Annotated in this window: 14 protein-coding genes and 1 pseudogene; 7 read left to right on the plus strand and 8 right to left on the minus strand. The window is 60.0% G+C overall.

Annotated elements, in window-relative coordinates; genetic code table 11:
* Position 1 precedes the first annotated feature (1 nt).
* Positions 2-631, minus strand: a complete 630-nt coding sequence (locus JFU37_RS12610) for a LysE family translocator (protein WP_201115601.1) — start codon at positions 629-631, stop codon at positions 2-4.
* 145 nt (positions 632-776) lie between these two features.
* Here JFU37_RS12610 and JFU37_RS12615 point away from each other — a divergent pair, with 145 nt between their 5' ends.
* The gene (locus JFU37_RS12615; RefSeq protein ID WP_201115602.1) at positions 777-1,250 is read left to right on the plus strand and encodes an Lrp/AsnC family transcriptional regulator; all 474 of its coding nucleotides are present in this window, start codon (positions 777-779) and stop codon (positions 1,248-1,250) included.
* Between the two features lie 87 nt (positions 1,251-1,337).
* Here the strand turns inward: JFU37_RS12615 and lpdA are convergent, their stop codons facing one another.
* On the minus strand, positions 1,338-2,738 hold the full coding sequence (lpdA, locus tag JFU37_RS12620) for a dihydrolipoyl dehydrogenase (protein WP_201115603.1): 1,401 nt from the start codon (positions 2,736-2,738) through the stop codon (positions 1,338-1,340).
* Between the two features lie 219 nt (positions 2,739-2,957).
* On the opposite strand from lpdA, the gene hflK (JFU37_RS12625) reads away from it, so the two are divergent.
* The 5 genes from hflK (JFU37_RS12625) to cfaB all read left to right on the plus strand — a co-directional run bounded on the left by hflK (JFU37_RS12625) (position 2,958) and on the right by cfaB (position 10,290).
* Positions 2,958-4,916 (plus strand): protease modulator HflK, encoded by a 1,959-nt coding sequence (hflK, locus tag JFU37_RS12625; RefSeq protein ID WP_201116482.1) that lies wholly within the window; start codon positions 2,958-2,960, stop codon positions 4,914-4,916.
* On the plus strand, positions 4,913-5,953 hold the full coding sequence (gene hflC / locus JFU37_RS12630; RefSeq protein WP_201115604.1) for a protease modulator HflC: 1,041 nt from the start codon (positions 4,913-4,915) through the stop codon (positions 5,951-5,953). The genes hflK (JFU37_RS12625) and hflC overlap by 4 nt, the downstream gene beginning before the upstream one ends.
* Entirely contained in the window at positions 5,950-7,008 is a 1,059-nt protein-coding gene (gene hflK / locus JFU37_RS12635) for a protease modulator HflK (protein WP_201115605.1), read from the plus strand. The genes hflC and hflK (JFU37_RS12635) overlap by 4 nt, the downstream gene beginning before the upstream one ends.
* Positions 7,005-8,915: a cation-translocating P-type ATPase gene (locus tag JFU37_RS12640; protein WP_201115606.1), complete on the plus strand. Its 1,911-nt coding sequence runs from the start codon at positions 7,005-7,007 to the stop codon at positions 8,913-8,915. The genes hflK (JFU37_RS12635) and JFU37_RS12640 overlap by 4 nt, the downstream gene beginning before the upstream one ends.
* Before the next feature lie 190 nt (positions 8,916-9,105).
* Positions 9,106-10,290, plus strand: coding sequence for a C17 cyclopropane fatty acid synthase CfaB (gene cfaB, locus JFU37_RS12645; RefSeq protein ID WP_201115607.1), 1,185 nt, complete (start codon positions 9,106-9,108; stop codon positions 10,288-10,290).
* Here the strand turns inward: cfaB and cls are convergent.
* Positions 10,287-11,726 carry a cardiolipin synthase gene (gene cls / locus JFU37_RS12650; RefSeq protein WP_201115608.1) on the minus strand — a complete coding sequence of 480 codons (1,440 nt, stop codon included), beginning with the start codon at positions 11,724-11,726 and terminating at the stop codon, positions 10,287-10,289. The two genes, cfaB and cls, sit on opposite strands and share 4 nt — an antisense overlap.
* A 132-nt stretch (positions 11,727-11,858) precedes the next feature.
* On the opposite strand from cls, the gene JFU37_RS12655 reads away from it, so the two are divergent.
* A complete protein-coding gene (locus JFU37_RS12655) occupies positions 11,859-12,380 on the plus strand; it encodes a DUF3617 domain-containing protein (RefSeq protein WP_201115609.1) in 522 nt (173 codons plus the stop codon).
* Between the two features lie 45 nt (positions 12,381-12,425).
* Here JFU37_RS12655 and JFU37_RS12660 read toward each other — a convergent pair whose 3' ends face one another.
* The 5 genes and pseudogenes from JFU37_RS12660 to JFU37_RS12680 all read right to left on the minus strand — a co-directional run bounded on the left by JFU37_RS12660 (position 12,426) and on the right by JFU37_RS12680 (position 16,235).
* The gene (locus tag JFU37_RS12660; RefSeq protein WP_201115610.1) at positions 12,426-13,301 is read right to left on the minus strand and encodes a metal ABC transporter substrate-binding protein; all 876 of its coding nucleotides are present in this window, start codon (positions 13,299-13,301) and stop codon (positions 12,426-12,428) included.
* An 11-nt stretch (positions 13,302-13,312) separates the two neighbouring features.
* Positions 13,313-14,179 (minus strand): metal ABC transporter permease, encoded by an 867-nt coding sequence (locus JFU37_RS12665; RefSeq protein ID WP_201115611.1) that lies wholly within the window; start codon positions 14,177-14,179, stop codon positions 13,313-13,315.
* Positions 14,179-14,847, minus strand: a complete 669-nt coding sequence (locus JFU37_RS12670; protein WP_201115612.1) for a metal ABC transporter ATP-binding protein — start codon at positions 14,845-14,847, stop codon at positions 14,179-14,181. Before JFU37_RS12670 ends, JFU37_RS12665 begins: the two co-directional genes overlap by 1 nt.
* Positions 14,844-15,739 (minus strand): annotated as a pseudogene (gene folE2, locus JFU37_RS12675) (GTP cyclohydrolase FolE2). The gene JFU37_RS12670 and the pseudogene folE2 overlap by 4 nt, the downstream one beginning before the upstream one ends.
* Before the next feature lie 118 nt (positions 15,740-15,857).
* Positions 15,858-16,235 carry a glutamine synthetase gene (locus JFU37_RS12680; protein ID WP_201115613.1) on the minus strand — a complete coding sequence of 126 codons (378 nt, stop codon included), beginning with the start codon at positions 16,233-16,235 and terminating at the stop codon, positions 15,858-15,860.
* Between the last annotated feature and the right edge of the window lie 29 nt (positions 16,236-16,264).

Below are 16,264 nucleotides of genomic sequence, written 5' to 3' on the forward strand. Positions count from 1 at the left end.
CTCACGCCTGTTGAACAAACGTCAGCCGCACCGCGAAACCAATCAACAGGCTACCGAACAACCACTGCTGCAAGCGTTGGGCCGAGGGACTGCGTTGCAGCCAGCGGCCAAGTGCTGCGCCTACCAATGCATACGCACTGTCGAACAACAATCCAACGCCAACCAGCACCACGCCCAGGGTCGCGAATTGCGTGAGCACCGGCCCCGCGTGCGGATCGATGAACTGCGGCAGCAGCACCGAGCAGAACAGCAGCGCTTTCGGGTTGAGCAGGTTGGTCAGCAAACCGCGCTGGATCGCTTCGCGCCAGTGAGGTTTGCCGGTAGTGGCTTCGGCGTTGTTCAGAGTTGGCAGCAGCGTGGTTCGCAGGCATTGAATGCCGATCCACAGCAGGTACGCGGCACCGGCCAGACGCACCACGTCGAAGGTCCAGGGCGCAGCTTTGAACAACGCCGCGAGCCCCAACGCCGCCAATGCCACATGACAACCACGCGCAATGCCCAGACCCACCGCAGTCGCCAGCGCAGCACCTTTGCCCCGGCGGGCGCCGGTCTGCAACAGCAGAATCATGTCTGGGCCCGGCAACAGGTAGACCACCGCCAACGCCATGAAAAACAGCCAGAGTCCCGCCATGTCGCACCCCATTCGTTGTCGATTCGGTGCGGTCAGTCTAGGGCTGAGGGGCGGGGCAGGTGGTTGCGTAGTTCGCTTCTAAACCATACTTGATTGGCATAATCTTCTACAAATCTGCATCACTACCATCAGGATCTGCCAAACGATGAAACTGGACGCCTACGACCGAAAAATTCTTGCGGCGCTGCAACGGGACGGTCGCCTGAGCAACGTGCAATTGGCTGAGGAGATTGGTCTGTCTGCCTCGCCGTGTTTGCGCCGGGTGCGGATGCTTGAAGACGCCGGGGTGATTCGCGGCTATCAGGCTAACCTGGATCGCGATGAAGTCGGGCTGGGTCTGACCGTGTTTGTCGGGGTCAAGGTTGAACGCCACAACGATGAACAGGCGGAAGCCTTCCGCCTGGCGGTGACGGCGCTGCCCGAAGTGATTTCGGCGTTTCTGGTGTCAGGAGAATCGGATTTTTTGCTGCAAGTGGTGGTGCCGGATTTGCGCGCCTATGACCGATTTCTCACGGGGCGCTTGTTGAAGCTGCCGGGTGTGAGTGACATTCGTAGCAACTTTGCGATTCATACGGTGAAGACGCCGGGGGCTTTGCCGTTGGAGCACTTGCCAACTTGAAATCAAAAGATCGCAGCCTTCGGCAGCTCCTACAGTTGTACACATATCTTTGTAGGAGCTGCCGAAGGCTGCGATCTTTTGATCTTTCTACATCTGCGTCGCCATCCCTTCCACATTCATCGCCGCCTGGCGCAAAGCCTCGGAGCGGGTCGGGTGTGGGTGGCAGGTCAGGGCGATGTCCTCGGCGGAGGCGCTGAATTCCATGGCCACGCAATACTCGCCGATCATTTCACTGACGCTGGGGCCCACCAGGTGCACGCCGAGAATTTCGTCGGTGCGCTCATCGGCCAATACTTTGGCGAAGCCTTCCGTTTCGTGGTTGATCTTCGCCCGGCTGTTGGCGGTGAAGGGAAACTTGCCAACCTTGTACGCACGACCTTCGGCCTTGAGTTGTTCTTCCGTCTTGCCGACGCTGGCTAGCTCGGGTTTGGTGTAGATCACGTTAGGGATCAGGTCGTAATTGACCTCACCGGCTTTGCCGACGATTTGTTCAACACAGGCCATGGCTTCGTCTTCGGCCTTGTGGGCGAGCATCGGTCCTGAAGTGACGTCGCCGATGACCCACACACCAGCCGCTTCGGTGCGATGCCCCTTGTTGGCCAGCATGCCGCGTTTGTCCGTGGCGAGGCCGACGTTTTCCAACCCCAGGCCTTGGGTGTAAGGCCGACGTCCGATGGACACCAACACGTAATCGGCTTCGAGCACCTCGGCGGTGCCACCGGTTGCAGGTTCGATGCTGAGCTGGACGCCGGCGGCGGACGTCGTGGCGCGGGTCACTTTAGAACTCAACTTGAAGCTGATGCCTTGCTTGCTCAAAGCGCGCTGTAGGGTTTTGCCCGCTTCGGAATCGACACCCGGGCAGATCCGGTCAAGAAACTCGACGACCGTCACTTGAGCCCCCAAACGCCGCCACACCGAGCCCAATTCCAGGCCGATCACCCCGGCACCAATCACCACCAGGTGTTTCGGCACTTGTGCCAGCGACAGCGCGCCCGTGGAGTCGAGGATGCGTTTGTTATCGATCTCCACACCGGGCAGGGGAGTGGGCTCGGAGCCCGTGGCAATGATGATGTCCTTGGCGCTCAGCTCGGTCTTGCCGCCCAGGCTGTCGGTTACCGTGACTTTACCCGGCCCGTCGATATGGCCCCAGCCCTTGATCCAGTCGACCTTGTTTTTGCGAAACAGAAACTCGATGCCTTTGGTCAGCCCGCTGACGCTTTCATCCTTCTCTTTCATCATTTGGACGAGGTTGAGGGTAGGTTTGACTTCAATCCCCAGGTTGGCGAATTCCGTACCCATGGCCGCGTCGTAGAGTTCGGAGGCGTGCAGCAGCGCCTTGGACGGCATGCAACCGACATTCAGGCAGGTGCCGCCGAGTGTGGCGCGTCCTTCCACGCAAGCCGCTTTCAGGCCCAACTGGCCGGCGTGGATGGCTGCGTTGTAACCACCGGGGCCTGCGCCCAGTATCACGACGTCGTAGGTACTCATGGCGTTACTCCTGGAGTGAAAGGGAATCGGGCCGGGTCAATGCAGTCCTTCGATAAAAATTACGAACATAATATGTGCGTTCTGAAGCATTTCGGTCAAGGCTTCAGGTAAGCGACAGGTTCAGCGCCTTTAGATAGAGCTTTTTTAGTACAAAAATTTCACTGCTTTCGTTATATCGTAACGAACTGTGCTGTGAGCAACGATAAACACTGGGGTGGTATGCAAGTCGATCTCGATGTCGATGGGACGCAAGTAGCCGGGCTGCCGCGCTTTCAGCAGGCGGTTTTTCACGGGCGGCGATTGCGCAGGTTCGCCATTGGCCTGGGCGCTCTCGCGGCGTCAGGCGCAGTGCTGGCGTTTTTTGTCGGGTTGTTTGCAGCGCAATCACTGTGGCCGGCATTGTTGGTCAATCAGAGCGCCGGCTTGTTGGTGCTGGTTGCCGGCCTGCAATCGGCCTGGTGGATTACCCAGTGGCGCGCAGGGGCGATGAATCCGGTCGTGCAGGAAATCGTTGCTGCTGAAGCTGATGCCCCTGTGGGTTGGTACGAGCGGCAACTGGATCGGATCAGTCAGCGATGGTTGAACATGCTGGTGCAGATCGGCGCCCCGACGTTGTGGCTGGGGGGGTGGGCGCTGTTGACGTTGTTCAGCATCGAACAGGTCTGGAACCTCACACTGCCGCCCACCGCGCTGGGCGTGTCGGCCAGTGTCGGTGCTGCGCTGTCGTTATTGCTGGCCTTCGGCTTGCTGGTGCTGGAACGTCAACTGGCCCAGGAAAACCTGGCGCAATGGCCGGAAGCAGGGCCGTTGGCACAACTGACTCGTGTGGCGATCATTTGCCTGGTGCTCAGCGCTTTGTGCCTGTTGTTCGCTAGCGAAACCTCGGTCTGGCCGGTGCGTCTGGCCGTGCTGATCGGCCTGCTGCCGGGCTTGGTCGCGGTCGAATTGCTGTTGCGCGCGGTGCTGTCATTGTTCAGTCCCCGGCGAGAACAACTTGAACCGACGTTGCTGGCGCGAAGTTTCGTCGCCGACATGCTGCGCTGGCCGCCCCAGCCTCTTCTGGCATTGCAGCACGAATTGCACAATCGCTTCGGCATCGACCTGCGGCAGATCTGGGCCTTCACTTACATGCGTCGAGCGTTTCTGCCGGTGCTGGCGGTGGTGTCGATTGTCGGCTGGTCGCTCACCGGGATTCACGAAGTGCCGCTGCAAGGGCGGGGGATCTATGAGCGTTTCGGTAAACCGGTGGAAGTGTTCGGCCCGGGTTTGCACGCAGGTTTGCCTTGGCCGTTGGGCCGAGTGCTGAGCGTCGAGAATGGCGTGGTCCACGAGTTGGCCACCAGTGTCGGCGAAGCGACGGCACCGACCGTTGCCGAACCGGCAGAAGGCCCGGCACCGGCGATTGCCAATCGCTTGTGGGACGCTAGTCACGTGAACGACAAGTCCCAGGTCATCGCCAGCAGTCGTGCTGACAAGCAGAGCTTCCAGATCGTCAACATGGACGTGCGCTTCGTCTACCGCATTGGTCTGAAGGATCAGGCGGCGATGGCGGCAACCTACAACAGCGCCGACGTACCGACGCTGATTCGCAGCACCGCCAGCCGGATTCTGGTTCACGACTTTGCTTCGCGCACCCTCGACGGCTTGCTTGGCGAGGACAGGGTAGGGCTGGCCGAGGAGATCGGACGCGCGGTGCAGGCGGACCTGCAAAAACTCGACAGCGGCGTAGAAATTCTCGCCACCGTGGTCGAGGCGATTCACCCACCCGCTGGTGCGGCCAATGCTTATCACGGCGTGCAGGCGGCGCAGATTGGCGCCCAGGCATTGATCTCCCGCGAGCGCGGGGCGGCGGCAGAGGCCACCAATCAGGCGCAGTTGCAGGCCAGCATCGCCCGTGATCAAGCGACGGCCAGCGCCCGGGAAATCAACGCCACCGCCCAAGCGGCGGACCTGCGCTTCAGCGCCGAACAAAAGGCCTACGCCAGCGCCGGCCAGGCCTTTGTGCTGGAACAATACTTCAGCCAACTTTCCCAGGGCCTGGCCAGCGCCAGGTTGCTGGTTCTCGACCATCGTCTGGGCGGCAGCAGCAACGCGCCGACCATCGACCTCCGTACGTTCACGCTGCCGGCTGACCCTGCGCCAGCGCGTAAAACCGCTCAGCCAGGAGCTGCCAATTGAGCCAGTCGCATACTCACGATCACGATGACCACACTGGCCACGATCACAGCCATGGCGGGCATCACCACGGCCATCACCATCACCACCACGGCGATCCGCAAGAGGCTGGCCCATTTCCGTGGCGACGCATGGGTTGGGCGGTGTTGCTAGTGGCGTTCGCCCTCGCGGCGGCGAGTCTGGTGCAAGTGCGGTCGGGGGAGGCCACAGTGATCACGCGCTTTGGCAATCCGTCCCGGGTGTTGCTGGAGCCAGGGCTTGGCTGGCGCTGGCCTGCTCCGTTTGAAGCAGCGATACCTGTCGATCTGAGGTTGCGCACCACCTCCAGCGGTTTGCAGGACGTGGGTACGCGGGACGGTTTGCGCATCATCGTTCAGGCCTATGTCGCCTGGCAGGTGCAGGGCGATCCGGACAATGTGCAGCGCTTCATGCGCGCGGTGCAAAATCAGCCGGACGAGGCGGCGCGGCAGATTCGCACTTTTGTAGGCTCGGCGCTGGAAACTACCGCCAGCAGTTTTGATCTGGCCAACCTGGTGAACACCGATGCCAATCAGGTGCACATCGCCGATTTTGAAGCACAGCTAAGACAGCAGATTGATCAGCAGCTGTTGACCACTTACGGCGTGCGCGTGCTGCAAGTCGGGATTGAACGCCTGACATTGCCATCGGTAACCCTCACGGCCACCGTCGATCGCATGCGCGCCGAGCGTGAAACAATCGCCACCGAGCGCACCGCCATCGGCAAGCGTGAAGCGGCGCAGATCCGTTCCGCCGCCGAGCGTGACGCACGAATCGTACAAGCCGATGCGACGGTAAAAGCGGCGGACATCGAAGCACAATCTCGCGTCGAAGCCGCGCAGATCTACGGCCGCGCCTATGCCGGCTCGCCGCAGCTCTACAATTTGCTGCGCTCCCTCGACACCTTGGGCACCATCGTTACGCCCGGCACAAAACTGATTTTGCGCACGGATGCTGCGCCGTTCCGGGTGTTGGTCGACGGTCCGCCGACACTTGATAACAAGTCCGGGTCGCAGCCATGAGTTTGGTTCCACGTGGAACAAATGAGTTAAGCAGCCCCTGGATTCAGGCCGGGCGTTTGGCCTTTCTCGCGTTGTACGCGGTGACGGTGTTGGCGGCTTTGGTGTGGGCGGTCTCCAATGTGCGGCAGATCGACCCGCAGAATCGTGCGGTGGTGTTGCACTTCGGCGCGCTGGATCGCATTCAAAATGCGGGGTTGCTATTGGCGTGGCCGCGACCGTTTGAGCAGGTGATTTTGCTGCCTGCGGCGGACCGGGTGATTGAGCGTCGGGTGGAAAATCTGCTGCGCTCGGATGCCGCGTTGCAGGCCGATCGAGTGTCGAGTTTTGCCACGCCAATCAGCGATGCGCTTGCCGGCTCCGGCTACTTGCTGACCGGCGACGCAGGTGTGGTGCAACTGGATGTGCGGGTGTTCTACAAGGTGACTGAACCGTATGCGTTCGTTCTTCAAGGCGAGCACGTACTGCCGGCGCTGGATCGATTGGTCACCCGCAGCGCGGTGGCGCTCACTGCTGCGCGTGATCTGGACACCATTTTGGTCGCCCGTCCGGAACTGCTCGGCGCCGATAACCAGGCCGCCGAAAGACGTGAACGGCTGCGTGGCGATTTGGTGCAAGGCATCAATCAACGTCTGGCCGAATTGACAGCGACAGGGCAGGGGCTCGGGATTGAGGTGGTGCGAGTCGATGTGCAATCGAGTTTGCCTGGCCCGGCGGTCAATGCCTTCAACGCTGTTCTGACGGCCAGTCAACAAGCCGACAAAGCCGTGGCCAATGCGCGTACTGAAGCCGAAAAACTGACTCAGACCGCCAACGAGCAAGCCGACCGAGCGCTGCAAGTCGCCCATGCACAAGCGAGTGAACGATTGGCCAAGGCCTCGGCCGACACGGCCACCGTGTTAAGTCTGGCCAAGGCACAACAGCAAGGCACTGACCCGCAAATGCTGCTGCGCATTTACCGCGAGCGGATGCCGAAAATCCTCGGTCAGGCCGGCTCGGTGACCACGGTCAATCCGAAAGACGATTCCCGCCTGATCATTCAGGGAGCTGCACAATGACCACCCAAACCGCCGCCTCACCGAGCATGTTGTCCTCGGCTGAACAACGCAGCGCCGCCCGCCAACTGACGCTGGCGATGCTCGCACTGGGCTTGCTCGCGCTCGGCCTGATATGGCGCTGGCTGTCGCCGGAACAGACCGGCGTCAGCCAACTGCTGTTGGGTTTTGCTTCCGTGTTGGTGGCCGTGCCGGTCATGCGCTCGGCCTGGTACAGCCTGCGTTTTCCAAGCTTGCACGGGATCACCGATCAGTTGATCGCTCTCGCCTTGCTGGGCGCTTGGGCCATGGGCGATCTGCTCACGGCTGCCTTGCTGCCGATCATCATGATCTTCGGCCACGTGCTGGAAGAGCGCAGCGTGATCGGTTCCCAGGAAGCCATTCACGCGCTGGGCAAACTGACGCGCAGCCATGCGCGCAAGATTCAGGCAGACGGCTCCATCGTTGAAGTCGACAACAGCACGCTCAAGGCGGGTGATCAGGTCGAGGTGCGCGCGGGTGATCGGGTGCCGGCGGATGGTCGGGTGTTGACCGGTCAGGCGAGCCTGGACACAGCTTCGATTACCGGCGAATCGGTGCCGATGGAGGCGAGCGTTGGTCTGCCAGTTTTCGGCGGGGCGATCAACCTCGACGGTCTGTTGCGCATTGAAGTGACGCGCACCGGCAACGAATCGACCCTTGGCAAAGTTATCGCGCTGATGCAGAGCGCCGAACGCTCCAAGCCGCCGATCACGCGTTTGTTGGAACGCTATGCGGGCAGTTACATGGTGCTGGTGTTGTTGCTGGCCGCGGTGACCTGGTTTATCACTAACGATGCCCAGGCCATGCTCGCGGTGTTGGTGGCGGCCTGTCCTTGTGCGCTGGTGTTGTCGGCACCGGCCACGGCGATTGCCGGTGTGGCCGTGGCGGCGCGTCACGGGATTCTGATTCGCAGCTCAGCGTTCCTCGAAGAGTTGGCAGACCTGACTTCGCTGGTGGTCGACAAGACGGGAACCCTGACTTTCGGCACCTTGCGCTTGCAGTCCATCGACAGCCCGCTGGAGGATCGCAGTGAGGTCCTGAAACTGGCTGCCAGCCTCGGCTCTGCCAGCAGCCATCCGGTCAGTCGTGCGCTTGCGGGATTGGTGACTCAGGAACATTTTCTGCTGCTCTCGGACATTCACGAGCGTCAGGGTTTGGGCGTGGTAGCAATGACGGGGCAGGGCGAGGCGGCGCTCGGGCGACCGGAGTTGTTCGCGCAATTGGGCATCGCCACGTCGAGCGTCCCCGACCACGATGGACCGATTGCCGGGCTGGCACTCAACGGAGAATTCCTGGCGTGGCTGTTGCTGGCCGATAGCGTCAAACCCGAAGCGCGATTTGCCTTGAGCGAGTTGCGTGAACTGGGGTTGGGACGGCAGTTGTTGCTGACGGGTGACCGGCAAAGTGTTGCTCACACCTTGGCGCTGGATGTCGGCATCAGCGACGTTGAAGCCCAAGCGCTGCCCGAAGACAAACTCAATCGCGTGCTAAAAGAAATCGGCAGTGGCTTCCGGCCAATGGTGGTGGGCGATGGCATCAACGATTCGCTGGCCCTTAAGGCCGGTGTGGTCGGCGTGGCGATGGGGGCGGGCGGAGCAGATATCGCATTGGCCTCGGCCGACATCGTGCTGATCGGCAGTGACTTGCGCCGGCTCGGGACGTGTGTGCGTTTGAGTCGCCAATGCCGGCAGACCCTGCAGGTCAACGTGATCATTGGTCTGGGCTGGACGCTAGCAATCGTCGCCTTCGCTGCGTTCGGCTGGCTCGGTGCGGCGGGGGCGATGATCGCTGCGTTGTTGCACAACTTCAGCACGTTGTTGGTGTTGGGCAACGCCGGGCGTTTACTCAGGTTTCAAGAGCCCTTGCTGAAGTTGAAGGACGAGATCTGAATGATTTCAACTTTTTAGAACTGTGCGCCGAATTCGTAGTCATCAGAGTGAGGGCATGTCACTTTCGCGAATTCTCAGCGGTTTTGTGGAACGCTGCGAATGATAGAAAACGGCTATTAAATCGATAGCCCGCTATTTTTCAAAGATGGTCTACCCTCACATCAGACGTCTGAAACAAGGGGGATTCTCCATGCTCGCGCAACTTCCACCGGCCTTACAGAATCTGCAGTTACCGCTTCGCCTGAGACTCTGGGACGGCCATGAATTCAATCTGGGGCCGGCGCCCAGTGTCACTATTGTGGTCAAGGACCCACAAATGGTTTCCCAGTTCACCCATCCTAGCCTCGACTTGTTAGGGGCGGCGTTTGTCGAAGGCAAACTTGAACTTGAGGGCTCAATCAGCGATGTGATTCGCGTCTGTGACGAATGGAGCCAGGCACTGCTTGGTGACGATGACAATCAGCCAGTGCGTGTTGTGCACGACAAGGAAACCGACGCCAAAGCGATTTCCTACCACTACGACCTTTCCAACGCCTTCTATCAATTGTGGCTCGACAGCGACATGGCGTATTCCTGCGCTTACTTCGAGACCGGCAGCGAAACGCTTGAGCAAGCCCAGCAGGCCAAATTCCGTCACCTGTGCCGCAAGTTGCGGCTGCAACCGGGTGAGTACTTGCTGGATGTCGGGTGTGGTTGGGGCGGTTTGGCTCGGTATGCGGCTCGGGAGTTCGGCGCGAAGGTGTTTGGGATCACGCTCAGTAAAGAGCAACTGGCTCTGGCCCGTGAACGGGTGACAGAGGAAGGCCTGGACGATTTGGTGGAACTGCAACTGCTCGACTACCGCGATCTGCCGCAGGACGGTCGTTTCGACAAGGTGGTGAGTGTCGGTATGTTCGAACACGTTGGCCACGCCAACCTGGCGCAGTACTGCAAAACCCTGTTCGGCGCGGTGAAAGAGGGCGGTCTGGTGATGAACCACGGGATCACCGCCAAGCACATCGACGGCCGTCCGGTGGGACGCGGTGCCGGTGATTTCATCGAGAAATACGTGTTCCCCAACGGTGAGCTGCCGCACCTGTCGATGATCGCTGCAGAGATCAGCGACGCGGGGCTGGAGATTGTCGATGTCGAGAGTCTGCGTCTGCATTACGCGCGGACCCTGGACCACTGGAGTGAGCGTCTGGAAGACAATCTGGAAGCCGCCGCCAAGCAGGTGCCGCAACAGGCGTTGCGGATCTGGCGGTTGTACCTGGCGGGGTGCGCTTATGCGTTCGCCAGGGGCTGGATCAATCTGCACCAGATCCTCGCGGTGAAAGCCCATGCTGACGGTAGCCATGAGCTGCCCTGGACACGCGACGACATCTATAACCCCTAGAGAATCGGCGAAATAAGCCGGGCGATCCGCATGCCTACCTGCTGCAGGCGGTGGGTCTCCCGGCCTTCTTCTTTGGCAATTTCGTGGGCCTGGGCGAAGTCGGCGTTGAGCATCTGTTCCACCTCGGCCGCGAACACACTGTCCACCGTCAGCAGCATCACTTCGAAATTCAAGCGGAACGAACGGTTGTCCAGGTTCGCACTGCCGATGGCGCTGATTTCGCTGTCGACCAACACCACCTTCTGATGCAGAAACCCGGGCCTGTAGCGGAACACCCGCACGCCGGCGCGTACCGCTTCGAAGGCATACAGGCTGGAAGCGGCGTAGACGATTCGGTGATCTGGCCGGGATGGCAGCAGCAGTCGCACATCCACACCGCGCAGAACTGCCAGCCTAAGGGCCGCGAACACGGCTTCGTCGGGTATGAAATAAGGGCTGGTGATCCACACCCGTTCTGTCGCCGCGTGGATGGCTTCGACGAAGAATAACGAACAGGTTTCGTAGGCGTCTGCCGGCCCACTGGCGAGCAACTGGCAAAGTACCCCGTCGTCCGGATAAACGTCCGGCAAGATCAGCGGCGGTAATGAGCGAGCGGCCCAGAACCAGTCTTCGGCGAAGGATTCCTGCATGCAGGCCACCACCGGTCCGCGCACTTGCACGTGAGTATCGCGCCACGGCGCCAGGGGCGGATTCTCGCCCATGTATTCGTCGCCCACGTTGTGTCCGCCGACGAAGCCCAGCACCCCGTCCACCACCACAATCTTGCGGTGGTTGCGGAAGTTCACCTGAAACCGATTGAGCCAGCCGCTCCGCGTTGCGAAGGCTTTGACCTCGACGCCAGCGTCTCGCAATGTTTGCACATAGCTGTGGGGCAGGGTGTGACTGCCGATTCGGTCGTACAACAAGTAAACGGCCACGCCTTCGGCGGCCTTTTTCAGCAGCAGGTTTTGCAATCGTTGGCCGAGGCGGTCGTCGTGGACGATGAAGAACTGAATCAGCACGGCTTCTTTGGCGCAGCTGATCGCTTCGAAAATGGCCTCGAAAGTGGCCTGGCCGTTGATCAGCAATCGCACCTCGTTGTTCGCCAGACACGGCATGCGTCCAAGCTTTGGCATGGCCCTTAAAGACGCGTAAGCGTTGGAAGCGCGCGCTGTCAGCGCCTCTTCTACCCACGGGCGCCAGTTCAGCTCGGAAATGGCCTTGCGCATTTCTTCGTTGGCGGTCCGTCGAGCCTTGATGTAACCATCAAACGTACTGCGGCCGAAGACCAGGTACGGAATGAGCGTCAGGTAAGGAATGAACAGCAGCGACAGAGCCCAGGCGATCGAGCCCTGCGCGGTGCGGACGGTGAGCACGGCGTGGATGGCAGCGATCAGGCCCAGCGAGTGAAGCAGTGCAATCGTGTAGCCGAAAATGTGTGGTCCAAAATAATCCATGGGGGCAGCCTTGCTCCTGAAGATTCAGTGCTTAACAGACCATGTTCCGTGCAGAATGTCGCTATTTAATTGGCCCATGAACCGATGCTGACGGCTGACGTCTAACGGCCACTATTGATCAGGAGTTACTCGATGAATGTTCGTCTGCTGGGTTTGGCCGTGGTTTTTGGTTTAGCACTTCCTGTGGCCGCTCAAGCGCAAATGCTGCAGCCAGGTTTGTGGGAATTGACCACCAGTAACATGAAAGTCGATGACCAGAATCTGCCGGACTTGCAGTTGATCCTTGGTCAGTTGCAGAGCCAGATGACGCCTGAGCAACGCGCGCAGCTGGAGAAGCAGGGCATCACGATGGGGGGTAAAGGGATCCGGGCGTGCCTGACTCCGGAGCAGGTCAAGACTGACAATATTCCGCTCACCGACCCGCAATCGGGCTGCAAGCAGGAAATCACTGATCGCAGCGGCAATCAGTGGAAATTCCGCTTTAGCTGTCCGAAAGCGCAGGGTGCCGGTGTCGCCACATTCCTCAGCGACCGTGAGTTCACCACCAAGGTTAACGGCACTTTTAATGCCACCGGCATCCAGCAGAAGGGCAGTCTTGAAAGCCGCGCCGTGTGGTTGGGTCAGGATTGCGGGACCGTTAAGCCGAGAGCTTGACGGCTCGAATCACTGCTTGGGGGCCGACGAAGACGTCCTCGCGCATCAAGGCTTTCGCAACGCCTCGTACAGGGTATTGAGGTTGTGTTCGAACAGGCCGGCGAAGGTGCTCGCCGGCCCGGTTGCCGCAAGGGCATCGGAGTACAGCGTACCGCCGATATGCGCACCGCTTTCGTCGGCGATCTGTTTGAGCAAGCGAGCGTCCTTGATGTTTTCCATGAACACCGCTTTGACGTTTGCCTGACGAATTTGGGTGATCAGCGCAGCGACTTCGGCCGCCGAGGGTTCACGCTCGGTGGACAGACCTTGAGGCGCCATGAAGTGAATGCCGTAGGCCTGACCGAGATACCCGAAGGCATCGTGAGAGGTGACGATTTTGCGATTGCCCGGTGGCAGCGAACCGAGCTTGGCCTTGGCTTCTGCGAGCAGGGCGTAAATCTGTTTCAGGTACGCCTCACTGTTGCGTTGGTAGTCGGCCTTGTTCGCCGGGTCGGCGGCAATCAATGCCTTGGTGATGTTGCTGATGTACAGCTCGGTGTTCGCCAGGTTGTGCCATGCATGAGGGTCGGGCACGGTCTTGCCGTCCTCATCCAGCGAGCGCGGTATGACCCCATGACTCGCACTGATAACCGGCGTTGTGGTCTCGGTGCTGGTCACCAGACGATCCAGCCAGGGTTCGAAACCGAGTCCGTTTTCGATAATCAGTTTGGCTGTGAGCAATGCCTTGGCGTCGTCTGGCGTTGGCTCATACGTGTGAGCATCGGCATCGGGGCCGACCATGTTGGTGATCTGGATGTGGTCGCCTCCGACCTGATGCGTCATGTCGGCGAGGATGCTGAAGCTGGTGACGACCTGAAGTTTCTCCGCAGCAGACAGCGACATCGACAGCATCAAACTGAACAGCACGAGTAAAACGCGCATCGGCAAAGACCTCATTGGGATGTGAGCAAAGGCGGGCGGCGCAGCAAGCCGTGCACCGGGCCGAACACCACGGACAGCAGATACCCGCTGCCAGCGACTAACACGATGGCCGGGCCGCTGGGCAGCGAGTAGTAGAACGACAGCAGTAAACCGAACCACACGGAGAGGCAGCCGAGCAGGGCAGAGATGGCCATCAACAGAGGCAAACGGCGACTCCAGAAGCGCGAAGCCGCAGCGGGCAGCATCATCAGACCGACCACCATCAGCGCGCCGATGGCCTGGAAACCTATCACCAGGTTGAGCACCACCAAGGTCAGGAATACGCCGTGAGCCAATGGGCCCATTCGGCTGACGGTTTGCAGGAAGAGCGGGTCGAGGGTGTCCAGCAGCAAAGGTTTGTAGATAAGTGCCATGCAGATAAGGCTGAATGCCGAGACCCACAGCATTCCCGTCAACGTCGGAGCGTCGACCGCCAGTGCTGAGCCGAACAACAGGTGCAGCAGGTCCAGACGCTTGCCGGCGATGCCCAGGATCAATACGCCACCGGCCAGTGAGATCGGGTAGATCGCAGCGAGGCTAGCGTCTTCCCGCAATCCGGTTCGACGAGTTATCCAGGCGGCGAGTCCGGCCATGCCCAAGCCCGCGCCGAGTCCTCCGAGGGTCAGCGCGGGGAGACTCAGTCCCGCAAACCAGAATCCCAACGCAGCCCCCGGCAAGATGCCGTGAGCCACTGCATCACCGATCAGGCTCATTCGACGCAGGATCAGAAACACCCCGAGCGGTGCCGTGCTGCAAGCCAAAACCAGGCCCCCGATCAGTGCTCGACGCATGAACACGAATTCGTGGAAGGGTTGCCAAAGATGAGCGTCAGCGAGCATCAGGCCACCTGCGTTTGCGGTTGTTGGCGGATCAGATCGCGACTCGGTCCGAGGGTGCAGCCACCGCGTGTGATCAACAGCGTTTGAGGAATGTGCTGGCGAACGGCGGCGAGGTCATGACACACGACCACCGTCGTTCGGCCTTCGGCATGCCAGGCGTGGAGGTGTTTCCAGAGCAGCAATTGGCCGAGCTCGTCGAGGGCGGCGTGGGGTTCGTCGAGCAGGAGCAAGGGGGCGTCGGCGAGACTCAAACGGGCGAGCAGGGCACGCTGCAATTCGCCGCCGGACAAGGCCATCAATGGGCGCTGTTCCAGTCCGCTCAGGCACCAGTTTTCAAGCACGGATTTAAGGCGCTGGCTGCGTACCCCTGGAGATTGCTTGCTGCCCCATAAACCGGCGGCTACCAACTCCTGGAGGCTAATGGGGAATTGCCGATCCAGGTGTTGTTGCTGGGGGAGGAATGAGAGTGAGCCCTTGCGTGGGACATCGAGAATGACCTTGCCGGCCAATGGCTTTTGAAGTCCAGCGATGATTTTCAGCAGGCTGCTTTTGCCGGAGCCATTGGCACCGATCACCGCGGTCAGGCTGCCCTTTGGCAATTCGAAATCTACGGCAGGTGTGAGCGGATGTCCGGGCGCTCCCCAGCGCAAGGCTTGGCAGCGGATCATGCGGCCTCCCAGTTCCATCGGCTTTCGGCGACGGCGTCGTGGGCGTGGAGGCTTTCGGCGTGGACGACCCGTAGGTGGAAGGCATTGATGCCGGGGGAGCGTTTCAGTGCCAGGTTCAGACGTCGAGCGGCGTCCTCGCAAAACATCAGGTTCTGCCCATTGGCCAAGGCGAAGGCTTGTTCGTCTGCGCGTTTTACAGCTGTTTGCACGGCTGTACCCAGGGCCGCCTCGGCGTCGTTGATGATCGCGATCAGCGGCAGGTCGTCCAGATAATCGTCCAGACGCACTCGCAACTGGGCGTTGCTGCGCTGGCTGTGAGGCGTCGCGAGAATGCCTCTTGTAGAGCCCAGCCAAGTCAGCACATCGGCATGTTGCAATGGCGAGTTCGCGAAGTCATCGACGAATTGTTGCTGAACCAACTGTCGAGAAAGGGCGGCCGAGCAGGGGCACGTTGAGGAGTAAGGCACGTCGATTTTTAGTTCCACGTGGAACATTGCGTTTTTCAAACGCGCTTCGATGCTCACTGCATAACTTTTCCACCCAGACAATGGACTGATCAATGCCGGTCTTCTGAGCAGTAATTCGATGTGAATTTTTAAGTAAGCGCTATTGGCAGGCCTTTATGAGAATCGAGAAAACGCTGCAAGACACTCCGCAATAGGTCGGGCGTCAGGTTTTCCTGCTCGAGCATTTCCAACGCCAAATACAGCCGCGACATGTGAATACCGCGCGCCTCTCCGTCATCGAGGCTCACGCCCACGTCGGCCTTTGCACTCAGTTGTCGGCCATCGAGTAACACAGGAAGAGCAATGCCGCACATGCCCACCCAATCGAGTGGCAGGGCTTGGCGTGAGGCCTGCGCGGCAATATCCGGCAGAGTCAGCGCATTCATAAGCAGGTCCATCGAGGAAGTCGGTTTTTAATGTTATGTTATTACATCAAATTCGACTACGCCTTTTTCATGAACGGACTTTCATGTCGTTACATACTCAGTAGAAAAACACGCGTGCCTAGCACCCGGCAACTCGGCTGCAGGTGAATTGAGCGCTGCTGCCGCCCGAGCTGGAAAACCGATTAATCGTCGTCCAGCCGACCCGCCGGTTATAGCCGACCCAGGCTTCACCGTCGGAAGCGAGCCCGGTGAAGAACGTGAGTTGTCCATAGCGGCTGTTGGTCTGCGCCCAGTAGCGTTTTCCGGCCGCTTCGAAGCCTCGCAGATAGATCGTGCTTCCGGCGGTGTTGACGCTGTAGGCGTTGCCGTCAGCATCCACGCAAGCCAGCAGATTGGCGCTGCGGGTACATTTAGCCAAGGTCGGGACCTGTGCCCACACGTCGACAGCGCCCAGCAGCGAAAAGCTCAATAACGCTAATTTCAGGACATTACGCATGGGATTTCTCACGGTTCGAATGGGCTCCA

The sequence above is a fragment of the Pseudomonas sp. TH41 genome, from assembly GCF_016650695.1.
Classification (GTDB): Bacteria; Pseudomonadota; Gammaproteobacteria; order Pseudomonadales; family Pseudomonadaceae; genus Aquipseudomonas.

Coding starts and splice junctions, on each gene's coding strand:
- JFU37_RS12610 (WP_201115601.1), bottom strand. CDS start 631: ATGGCGGGACTCTGGCTGTTTTTCATGGCGTTGGCGGTGGTCTACCTG.
- JFU37_RS12615 (WP_201115602.1), top strand. CDS start 777: ATGAAACTGGACGCCTACGACCGAAAAATTCTTGCGGCGCTGCAACGG.
- lpdA (WP_201115603.1), bottom strand. CDS start 2,738: ATGAGTACCTACGACGTCGTGATACTGGGCGCAGGCCCCGGTGGTTAC.
- hflK (WP_201116482.1), top strand. CDS start 2,958: ATGCAAGTCGATCTCGATGTCGATGGGACGCAAGTAGCCGGGCTGCCG.
- hflK (WP_201115605.1), top strand. CDS start 5,950: ATGAGTTTGGTTCCACGTGGAACAAATGAGTTAAGCAGCCCCTGGATT.
- JFU37_RS12640 (WP_201115606.1), top strand. CDS start 7,005: ATGACCACCCAAACCGCCGCCTCACCGAGCATGTTGTCCTCGGCTGAA.
- cfaB (WP_201115607.1), top strand. CDS start 9,106: ATGCTCGCGCAACTTCCACCGGCCTTACAGAATCTGCAGTTACCGCTT.
- cls (WP_201115608.1), bottom strand. CDS start 11,726: ATGGATTATTTTGGACCACACATTTTCGGCTACACGATTGCACTGCTT.
- JFU37_RS12655 (WP_201115609.1), top strand. CDS start 11,859: ATGAATGTTCGTCTGCTGGGTTTGGCCGTGGTTTTTGGTTTAGCACTT.
- JFU37_RS12660 (WP_201115610.1), bottom strand. CDS start 13,301: ATGCGCGTTTTACTCGTGCTGTTCAGTTTGATGCTGTCGATGTCGCTG.
- JFU37_RS12665 (WP_201115611.1), bottom strand. CDS start 14,179: ATGCTCGCTGACGCTCATCTTTGGCAACCCTTCCACGAATTCGTGTTC.
- JFU37_RS12670 (WP_201115612.1), bottom strand. CDS start 14,847: ATGATCCGCTGCCAAGCCTTGCGCTGGGGAGCGCCCGGACATCCGCTC.
- JFU37_RS12680 (WP_201115613.1), bottom strand. CDS start 16,235: ATGCGTAATGTCCTGAAATTAGCGTTATTGAGCTTTTCGCTGCTGGGC.